The organism is Pseudogracilibacillus sp. SO30301A, from assembly GCF_037072025.1.
GTDB lineage: Bacteria > Bacillota > Bacilli > Bacillales > Amphibacillaceae > Pseudogracilibacillus.
In genome coordinates, this window is record NZ_JAXHDD010000049.1 from 19,268 (window position 1) to 29,099 (window position 9,832).

The window sequence follows — 9,832 nt, forward strand, 5'->3', positions numbered from 1 at the left end:
CTCCATGTTTTATAAAAACTTTACTATAAGTGCGCGTTCAAAAAGGAGGATAAAAAAGGACCAAGAAGTTTGAGGCGGCGCAGTTTCGAGCAGCGGAATGTATGCATTTAGATACATGAGTAGCGGAGAAACAAGCATTCGTGCGAAATTCGCAGTGTCATTTTTACCGGACTTTTTGAACCTCCTCTATAAGTGTGCGTTCAAAACTCCTATGTCTTGCCAGACACCGCAATGTACGAAAATGGAGGCATGCGGTTTAATTTTGAGCTACTCTGTTAATCATGATATTACAGAGACTGTGATCATACAGGTTTTTAAAGATCACCTCTATCGCGAAGTACGGTTACATACAACCTCTTCACGTTTTAGGAGGATGCATGGCGAGCACCTTAGTGGAAACAAGTATGATATGTTAATTTTACTTACGATAGACATAAGTAGTCTCGAGGACGGAAACAAGTCCTAACAAATACGAAAGGGACAGTAAAAAGCATTGACTTAATAAGAATTATTTCCAAAAAAAGTAAATTTTTTTTTAAGAGGGGTGCTTTTTTGCGCCAAAATTAGAGCAGATGTCCATTTTCGTATAAAAAAGAAGATGACCAAGCAGTTCGAGGCGGCGAGCTTTAAGCAACGGAACGTATGCAGTTAATACGTGAGTAGCGGAAAAGCAAGCCAACGAAGAAATGCGATGTGTCATTTTCACCGGACTTTTTGAACAACCTCTATAACTATATAGCTTATTACTATAAAAGAGTTCTAATTTAAAAATTCATGCTATAATAAAGGCATAATTGGAAAACAATATTTCTATTATTTAAGGTTAGGTGATACATATGGATGAAAGACTATTACTATATTTCACCACATTAATTGATAAAAGTTCTTTTACAAAAGCAGCAAAAGCATTGCATATTTCACAGCCTTCACTTAGTTCAGCCATTAAAAAACTTGAAGATAATATGGGGCTTTCTTTAATTGAAAGAAGCACCCGAAAAATTTCTCTAACTAAAGAAGGTGAAATTTTATATAAAGAAGCAAAAAAGTTACTTAATCATTTTACATATGTGAAAGAGGAAATGATCCGTTTAAAAGATCAAGGGCCTTTAGAGTTGCAGATCGGATTAATCGAATCTGTAAAATCTTGGCTACCGAAAGTAATTTCATCTTACAGCGAAGCAAACCCTAATATCCACATTAAACTTATTGAAGTGCTCGGACTAAAACAAGTTGAATTAGCTTTACAAAACTATAAAATTCATCTTGCGATAACGAATCAACATTTTGAAAATGACGAAATATTAACAATGCCAATTTATAAAGAAAATTTGGTTACTGTGCTCCCAAAAGGGCATTCCCTTCAAAACAGCAAAAACATTTCAATCAATGACATAAAAGATGAAGAGTTTATTATTTGCCAAGAAGGATTTCAAACTCGACAAGATATATTAAATGCATTTCGAAAATCCGGTATTAATCCAAATATACATTTTGAAATTGAACGATTTGAAACGGCATGTTCATTAGTCGAGGAAGGCCTTGGCGTTACAATCGTTCCGGAAAATTATATTACTGCTTCAAATCATTCATCCTTTACAATTAAAAGGATCACAAATAATAACTTATCGAGAACGGTGTATATCGCATTTATGAAAAAACGCTACTTACCACCGGTTGTAGAAGAGTTTATTACTATAACAAAAGAGTTTTTCCAGACTAAAAAATGAACTCTAAACTTCATGAGTTCATTTTTTTCCGGAATCTTTATAGTTATACATTCACTTTTACATCATTTAGCACAAACTCAGGAACTTCTCCTTCGATTGCACGTATAACATTTAAGCAAGTCCGTGAGCGAAGTTCATACTCTGATTCAACCGATACGTAGGAAGAATGCGGTGTAACATATACTTCATCTAAATGAAGCAGTTCCAAATCTTTATTTGGCGGTTCTTCCACTAATACATCTAATCCTGCACCGGCAATATGTCCCTCTTCGATCGCACGAGTTAAATCAGCTTCATTGATGATAGCACCACGGCACGTATTAATAATGAATGAACCTTTTTGTAATTGTTTCATTCGTTCATAATTGATGAGTCCTTCTGTTTCCTTCGTTAATGGCACATGCAAACTTAAAATATTCGATCGCTCAAGCAATTCATCCAATGTGACAGATTCTACCCCGAGTTCTGAAAACACTTCTTCAGGTACAAATTTATCATGGGCGATGACCTGAACACCGAACACTTTAAACTTTCTCGCAACTTCTTTCGCAATCCGACCGAAGCCTAACAGTCCTACTGTTCTTCCTTTTAGGCGATGAATCGGTAACGTATCTAATGGATCCCACTCACCATTTCTTACTTGCTCATTATATGCTCGAAGTCTACGCACAACAACTAAGGCTAAGGCAATTGTGTGATCAGATACTTCTCCAATACAGTAATCAGCCATGTTCGTTACGTAAATTCCCTTTTTCTTAGCTGCTTTTAAATCAATATGATTAAATCCTACGCCAGAAGATGCGATAATTTTACAATTTGTTAGCTTAGAAATATAATCTTTGCCAAAATCAAAACCGACTTGAGCTACAATCCCATCCGCATGTTTTCCGAATGACTGAAAATCTTCTTGTAAGGATTCACTTCTCGTCACTTTAAACTCTATGCCATGTTTCGTGTAAATTTCTTCTTCTAATTCATGTGTAAACCACTCATCATCCAAGATCCATACTTTAATGTTCTGATTTTCCATGTGACTGACACTCCCTCTGAGCTATATGCACATTATAAAATTGTTTTTAAAGTTTCAATCAACAATTCATTTTGTTCTTTCGTTCCAATTGAAATTCGTACATATTCATTATAGTCCCAACCGGTACATGGTCTAACAATAATTCCCTTTTGTAACAATTCATCAAATAGTTTTTTCCCGTCTCTTTTGACATGCACGTATAAGAAATTCGTCGATGATGGATAAACAATAAACCCTAGCCTTTCCATTTCATCTTTTAGAAAATGTTTTCCTTCTTCATTCATTTTAAAATGACGTTCTGTATATTCTTTATCATCTAATGCGGCAACAGCTGCGGCAATTGCTGGTCGATTGACAGCAAACGGCTCTCTCAGACGTAACATCGGTTCTAATATTTCTTTAGAAGCAATTGCATAGCCAATCCTTAGACCTGCTAAACCATAAAATTTTGAAAATGTTCTAATCGTGATAACCGGATAACCTTTCTTGAAGAAGTCAATCCCAGTTTCGTAATTATTTTCTTGTACATACTCTATGTACGCTTCGTCAATAATTACCGTTACATGTTCTGGTACATCTCCAATGAATTGTTCTAACGCATTCGAATCAACAATCGTCCCTGTTGGATTATTAGGATTACAGATAAAAACAAGTTTTGTTTTATCCGTAATATTCGCTTTTAATGCCTCAAGGTCAAATACAAATCCTTCCTTTAAAGGAACTTCAACAGGTTTTCCACCCATTAATAATGTCGATGAACGATATGCTGGGAAGGTAGGACTGCAGTAAAGCACTTCATCACTTTCGTTAACGTAAGCACTAATTACAAAAGAAATAACATTGTCAGCACCATTTCCTGTTATTACCTGCTCTGGTAGAACTCCGAATAAAGAAGCTAACTTTTCACGTAACTCCGTTGCTGGTGCATCAGGGTATAAATGTGCTTCCATCATAGCACTTTGCATTGCGGCTAGTGCTTTTTTTGAGGCTCCAAGTGGATTCTCATTAGAGGCAAGGCGATGCACTTCTTCCAGGTTGAGTTCTTTTTTCACTGCTTCTATCGATTTTCCCGGTACATATGGAGCTATTTGTTTTACATACTCTCTCCACTTCATCTGTATACCCCCTTTTTCTTGTTCAATATATACTTCAAAGCCCATCATTCAACTATAAAGCAACACTCGGAATAAATAGAGACAACTGCGGAATTAAAATAAGAATGATAACAACCACAATCATTGCGATAATAAATGGGATTGATGCCACAGTTATCCGTTCTATCGACACCTTACTAATATGGGAAGCAACAAATAGGTTTACCCCAAGTGGTGGAGTAACATATCCAATAGCTAGGTTAACAATCATAATTACACCGAAATGAATTGGATCCATACCAACACCTTGGGCTACAGGAAGTAAGATAGGTGTTAAGATAACTATCGCTGGAATTGTATCAATAAACATTCCAACTACAAATAGGAAGGCACTGATAATTAACATCGTAATAAATAAATTTTCGGATATTCCAGTAATGAAAGTTGCAATTTTTGCTGGAATTCGTTCTATACTTAGTAAATATGCAAAAGAAATTGAGAAACCTATAATAATATTAACAGGAACAGCAACAAGGGTGGCTTCTAAAAATACTTTATATAATTTTTTAAAATTTAATTCCCTATAAACAAAAAGACCGATAAAGGCTGCATACATACAGGCAACAGCTGCGGATTCTGTTGGTGAAAAGAGCCCACTATATATTCCACCTAGAATAATAACAGGAATCAATAAAGCCCATTTTGCATAGTTAATTGCTTTTACTACTTCCATAAACGTTGGAAACTTGCCTTCTGTTGGGAAGTTACGTTTTTTTGCAATCACATAGGAAACGATCATTAAGGCAAGACCAATAATAATACCCGGAATAATCCCAGCTAAGAAAAGTCCCCCAATCGACACTTGACCAGCAATTCCAAACATTATAAAAGGAATACTTGGAGGGATGATAACACCAATAGTTCCAGCTACAGCCGTTACAGCAGCTGCAAAACTTTTGTCATACCCTTTATTTGCCATAGATGGAACCATAAATGAACCAATAGCCGCAACCGTTGCAGGTCCAGAACCCGAAATGGCCGCAAACAACATACTCGCAAGAATCGTTCCGTGTGCAAGACCACCAACTAAATAACCTACTAACACATCGGCCAATTTTAATAAGCGTTTTGAAACACCACCTTGACTCATCAAAACACCTGCCAAAATAAATAAAGGAATTGCTAATAGTGAAAATGAATCGAGTGAAGTAAACGACTGCGTAATAATAGAGCCTAATGGAAGATTGGTAGCAAATACCATCGTTAATAAAGTAGATAATCCTAAAGAAATTGCAATTGGCACCCCTAATAACATGAATACAAAAAAACTTATGAACAGTACTGTAATAGTCATTTGTCTACACCTTCTATCCCTTCATCTAGGATCTCACCTTTCAATACAGATCGGAATTGTTGTATTAATCGAATCAACATTAGCATAGCCCCAAGCGGCACGACCGTATATGGAATAGCCATTAAAATACCCATCGAAGGAGCCCTTTGTCCTGTTTCAATTAAATGAAAAATAAACTCCGTACCTTTCACAGCAACAAAAACCATAAGGACAAAAAAAGAAAGCGTTGCCACTAGGTCAATTATCCTTCTCCCATTTGTATTAAATAAATCCCTGAAAAAGGTTACGCGAATATGACCACCTGTTTTGATAGCTAAACTACTTGCAAGCCAAATTTGAGCAATATGAACATATCTTGCTAGCTCTTCTCCCCAAACCAGTCCACTACCCAGAAAATATCGAAATAAAGCTTGTCCGAAAATTAATAGTAAAATTACAACCATTGAACCAACTATTACTATCTCCTCAAATTTCCTTAAAACATTTAAAATTTTCACCGTTACATCCTCCACTTCTTCCAATGTCGCCTTACTTTTTCTGTTATCGGGTGTCTTTCCTCCTTTTCGTAAAGTGTTTTTTGATGTACTTTCCAAAAGATTTAAATAATACCATGACGGAATTTCTGGCTTTATTCAACTTTCGAACATTCCTTTTAAGTAATATCCCGATTGTTATTTAAAGAAATAGCAATCGGGATATACTTTTACCTATTATTTATTAATGGTTTCTTACTAAGTCAATTATGTCGGTGCCAATTTGTTCTTCATATTTGTCTAAAATAGGTTGTAATCTTTCAGCCATCTCCCGTTTTACCTCATCCGATAAAACATTTGCTTCAAGTTCTTCTGTTAAGAATTCAATTGCTTCTGCATCATATTCTTTTGAAATTTCTCTTTCGTATGTTGTAAATTCTTCTCCAGCCTCATCAACTACTTTCTGTAGATCTTCTGGTAAGGAATCATAAAAATCCTTGTTCATAATGAGTGCTTCAGCAGTGAAGGAATTATCCATGATTGTAATGTATTTTTGAACTTCATAAATTTTAGAGCTCTCGATCAATTGAGCAGTTGTCTGCATTCCATCAAAAATATTTTGCTGTAGAGCAGAATATAATTCACCAAATGCATAAGGTTGCGGGTTTGCACCGAATTCTTTTAAACTGTCTAAATGAATGTTATTTTCCATTGTTCTAAGTTTTAAGCCTTCGAAATCTTCAATGGTCTCAAGAGGTCTTTCATTATTGGTTATTTGTGTCAATCCCGCACTCCCCCAGCCGATCCCTTTTAACTGGTGTTCTTCCAACTTTTCTTTGAGAATATCTCCCAATTCACCATCCAACATACTGTTCGCATCATCAATATCATCAAAAACAAACATGAAATCAAGGGCCATAAACTCTTCAACAAAGTTAGTTAACGGCGCTGTTGCTGGGCTTGCTGCTTGAATATTTCCTGCCTGAACCGCTTCAATCGCTTCTCTTTCAGAAGCATACAATTCAGCATTTGAGAAAACTTCAACTTTTAATCTTCCATCTGACTTCTCTTCAGCAACCTCTTTAAATTTGATTAATCCTTTGTGTAATGGAGTATCTTCTTCAACAGAGTTTGAAATGGTGATTGTATACTCTTCTTTATCACTTGAGCTACTATTATTATCTTCACCATCACTGCCACCACTTGAACTCTCACTTGATCCACCACATGCTGCGACAAATACTAGTAATAGTAAAGCTACCGCAAAAATTCCCAATCTTCCTAATAATTTATTCATACCTTTTCCCCCTTTGAATTCATAATCTTTCTAAAAATTATTTTGCAAAACTAACTAGTTTTACAACCCAATCCTAATATCAATAAATCGCTTACAAATTACTTTATAGGGATATAAAACTTACTTTTTTTATAAAACAGTTTCATAGAATCGTTATAAAAGTCCTTCCCTATATAGATGTTCAAAGTTACTGAAAAGTGCTAAGTTGTCGACTATTCTTAAATCTAATTATATTTTAATAGATTTGAAATTACCAATACCTATAAGTTATAAACTTATAGGTATTGCCTATAGAAATAGTCCATTTGACTAATGAACGGGGCTCCAGCCATCGTCATCATATATAAGCTCTTTTGAAATTATTCTCATAACTTTACAAAAACACTTGGAAAGTTGTCGACCACCGTCATTGCCTCAAACCAATCATTCCTTAATTTTTATCCTTTGGGTATTATACGATCCTCATTATCTTGCAAGTTACCTAAATCGTCAATATACCTTCAGTCATTTTATTTAATAGTCGAATGTTTACTGTTTATCTCTGTTACTAAAAATGTTATGATCATAAACGTAATAAAATAAATTATCCACAAAAACCATCAGTTCTAATATTTTAATTTCTTATGGGCATTATCGGCACAGAAAATCCTGTAGCTATAATGGCCATTCCCGCAAACCATCACCTTCACAATTGAAATATTGTTACTGTTAAGTTTTTTATCCATATTTTTGAGTAAAAAGGATAAACTGCACCCAAAAGTACCTAAATTTAAACTTAATACGGGACTATAAAAAACCTTTATCCATATTATTAGATTCATAATTTTCAATCTTGGATGTATTAATTATTTCAGGTGCAATTGCATTCACATTTATACCATGTATCCCACATTCAGAAGCCAATGTTTTTGTCATATTGATGACTCCTGCCCTTGCTGCTCCCACCTGATCCATTCCGGTAAAACTGACTCCAAACATAAAATCAAAAAAAACTGCTTTAAATACATTGGATGAAATATCAAGTGATGATGATGCAAATTGTCCACCAGCATCATTAATTAAATAATCAATATTCCCTCATTTCTCGCTTATGACTCTAAACAATTCTTTTACCTCTACCTCATTTAAGGTGATTACTGGATGATTGTCTGTTTTAATTCCTGTAATCCTAATTCAGTGTAGCTTCCTCAAGCCGTTCCGCTATTCTGGCTGCGATAATTACATGTGCTCCTCCTTCCAAGTTCTTAGGCAATTGCATGAATAAATGGATGTTTGGGACCCTGTACCACGGCAAAATTGAAGAGGAAGGGATTCCCTTTCTATTAAGCATTTCAATACTTTGCATTAATGACAAGGATTGGTTGATCCGTGAAGTGGAGATAAACCTTTGAATAATATTAACATTATACCAATGATAGCCAAAATGTAATAACCACGGGAATAAGAATTTATCAACCAAATTCATCAAATAAGCAAAAAGGAAGTAATTTATCCACTGAACAATTGATCTATCTAGTCAATTCCTAATACAACCTTAGTAGGGTAAAAGTCACCTTATCGCAATTACTATCTGTGTCTTTTTACTCAAAATCACTTGTTTTTCAGGGATTTCTTTTTATTTTCCTTATGCATACCTTATACTTTTATATATGACAATTTCTTTAAGGGGGAACTTACTTGAAAAAAATAAAAGTAATTGAAATGGGCGGTACCATTTCTGGATACGGGAAAAGTAGATTGGATTTAAAAGATTACATATCTGGCATATACTGTGGGGAGGATTTTCTGAAAGCGATGCCTGAAATAGACGAGATTGCTGATGTGTCATTTGAATCATTTTTGCGTGTTAGCAGCACAAAAATAAACTCCGACCATTGGATCCAATTAAGACAAAAAGTGATGTCTTGTCTATTTCAAGAAGATTTTGATGGGATCATAATTACACACGGGACAAATACATTAGAAGAATCTGCTTATTTTCTTCATCTAACTGTACCGACTGAAAAGCCAATTATCTTTGTCGGAGCACAGCGCCCTTTTACTGCATTGAGTTCTGATGCTCATTTAAATTTACTAAATGCAATACGGGTTGCAGCTAGTGATGAGGCACAAAATAAAGGTGTTCTTGTATTGTTAAACGATGAAATAAGCAGTGCCCGGGAAGTAACAAAAACAAATACATATCGAGTAGAAGCGTTTCAATCTGGTCAATTTGGATATTTAGGATTTATCGACCCGGATAATAAAGTTCAGTTTTACCGTCAGCCTACAAGAAAACATACAGTTAACTCTGAGTTTTCATCTTTAGATTTCACTGAACTTCCGGATGTTGAAATTGTCTTTTCCTATGCAGGGGCTACAGGTCACTTAATAGACCACATTACAGAAAGTAAAAAGTATAGCGGAATAATAACAGCAGGAACCGGGGCAGGACTTATCTCACCAAGTGAAATTGAAGCATTAAAACGTGCAACGGATAACGGATTATTTATTGTGAGAAGTAGTCGGGTTGGTAATGGACGTGTTGTCCCGATCGATTCCTATAAAGACTATAACTTTATTAGCGGAGATAATCTCCTACCTCAAAAAGCACGCATTCTTCTTATGCTAAGCTTATTAAAGTATAATAGCTTGAGAGATATTCAAACAGTGTTTGATGACTATTAATAGAGGGGACATATTTTAAGAAACAGCACATCTTTGGATTAAACGGCACATTATTCAAGGATTTGGCTCATCTTTGGATAAAGCGGCACATTATTCAAGGGATTGGGCACATCTTTGGATAAAACGGCACATTTTTCGAGGATTTGGCACATCTTTGGATAAAACGGCACATTATTCAAGGGATTGGGCA

The 9,832-nt window shown here is 35.2% G+C and carries 8 protein-coding genes; 2 read left to right on the forward strand and 6 right to left on the reverse strand.

Annotated elements, in window-relative coordinates:
* Positions 1–836: 836 nt before the first annotated feature.
* Positions 837–1,727 carry a LysR family transcriptional regulator gene (locus SPD89_RS17625; protein WP_336263261.1) on the forward strand — a complete coding sequence of 297 codons (891 nt, stop codon included), beginning with the start codon at positions 837–839 and terminating at the stop codon, positions 1,725–1,727.
* Between the two features lie 43 nt (positions 1,728–1,770).
* On the opposite strand, the gene SPD89_RS17630 is transcribed toward SPD89_RS17625, so the two are convergent.
* From SPD89_RS17630 to SPD89_RS17655, 6 genes are all read right to left on the reverse strand, one after another.
* Positions 1,771–2,757, reverse strand: a complete 987-nt coding sequence (locus SPD89_RS17630) for a C-terminal binding protein (protein WP_336263262.1) — start codon at positions 2,755–2,757, stop codon at positions 1,771–1,773.
* 32 nt (positions 2,758–2,789) lie between these two features.
* Positions 2,790–3,872, reverse strand: coding sequence for a histidinol-phosphate transaminase (gene hisC / locus SPD89_RS17635; RefSeq protein WP_336263263.1), 1,083 nt, complete (start codon positions 3,870–3,872; stop codon positions 2,790–2,792).
* Between the two features lie 52 nt (positions 3,873–3,924).
* Positions 3,925–5,205 (reverse strand): TRAP transporter large permease, encoded by a 1,281-nt coding sequence (locus SPD89_RS17640; protein ID WP_336263264.1) that lies wholly within the window; start codon positions 5,203–5,205, stop codon positions 3,925–3,927.
* On the reverse strand, positions 5,202–5,702 hold the full coding sequence (locus tag SPD89_RS17645; protein WP_336263265.1) for a TRAP transporter small permease: 501 nt from the start codon (positions 5,700–5,702) through the stop codon (positions 5,202–5,204). The genes SPD89_RS17640 and SPD89_RS17645 overlap by 4 nt, the downstream gene beginning before the upstream one ends.
* 220 nt (positions 5,703–5,922) lie before the next feature.
* A complete protein-coding gene (locus SPD89_RS17650) occupies positions 5,923–6,975 on the reverse strand; it encodes a TRAP transporter substrate-binding protein (protein WP_336263266.1) in 1,053 nt (350 codons plus the stop codon).
* Between the two features lie 786 nt (positions 6,976–7,761).
* Positions 7,762–7,890 carry a hypothetical protein gene (locus tag SPD89_RS17655; RefSeq protein ID WP_442961194.1) on the reverse strand — a complete coding sequence of 43 codons (129 nt, stop codon included), beginning with the start codon at positions 7,888–7,890 and terminating at the stop codon, positions 7,762–7,764.
* 762 nt (positions 7,891–8,652) lie between these two features.
* Between SPD89_RS17655 and SPD89_RS17660 the strand changes: the two genes are divergently transcribed.
* On the forward strand, positions 8,653–9,642 hold the full coding sequence (locus SPD89_RS17660; protein WP_336263268.1) for an asparaginase: 990 nt from the start codon (positions 8,653–8,655) through the stop codon (positions 9,640–9,642).
* The last annotated feature ends 190 nt before the right edge of the window (positions 9,643–9,832 follow it).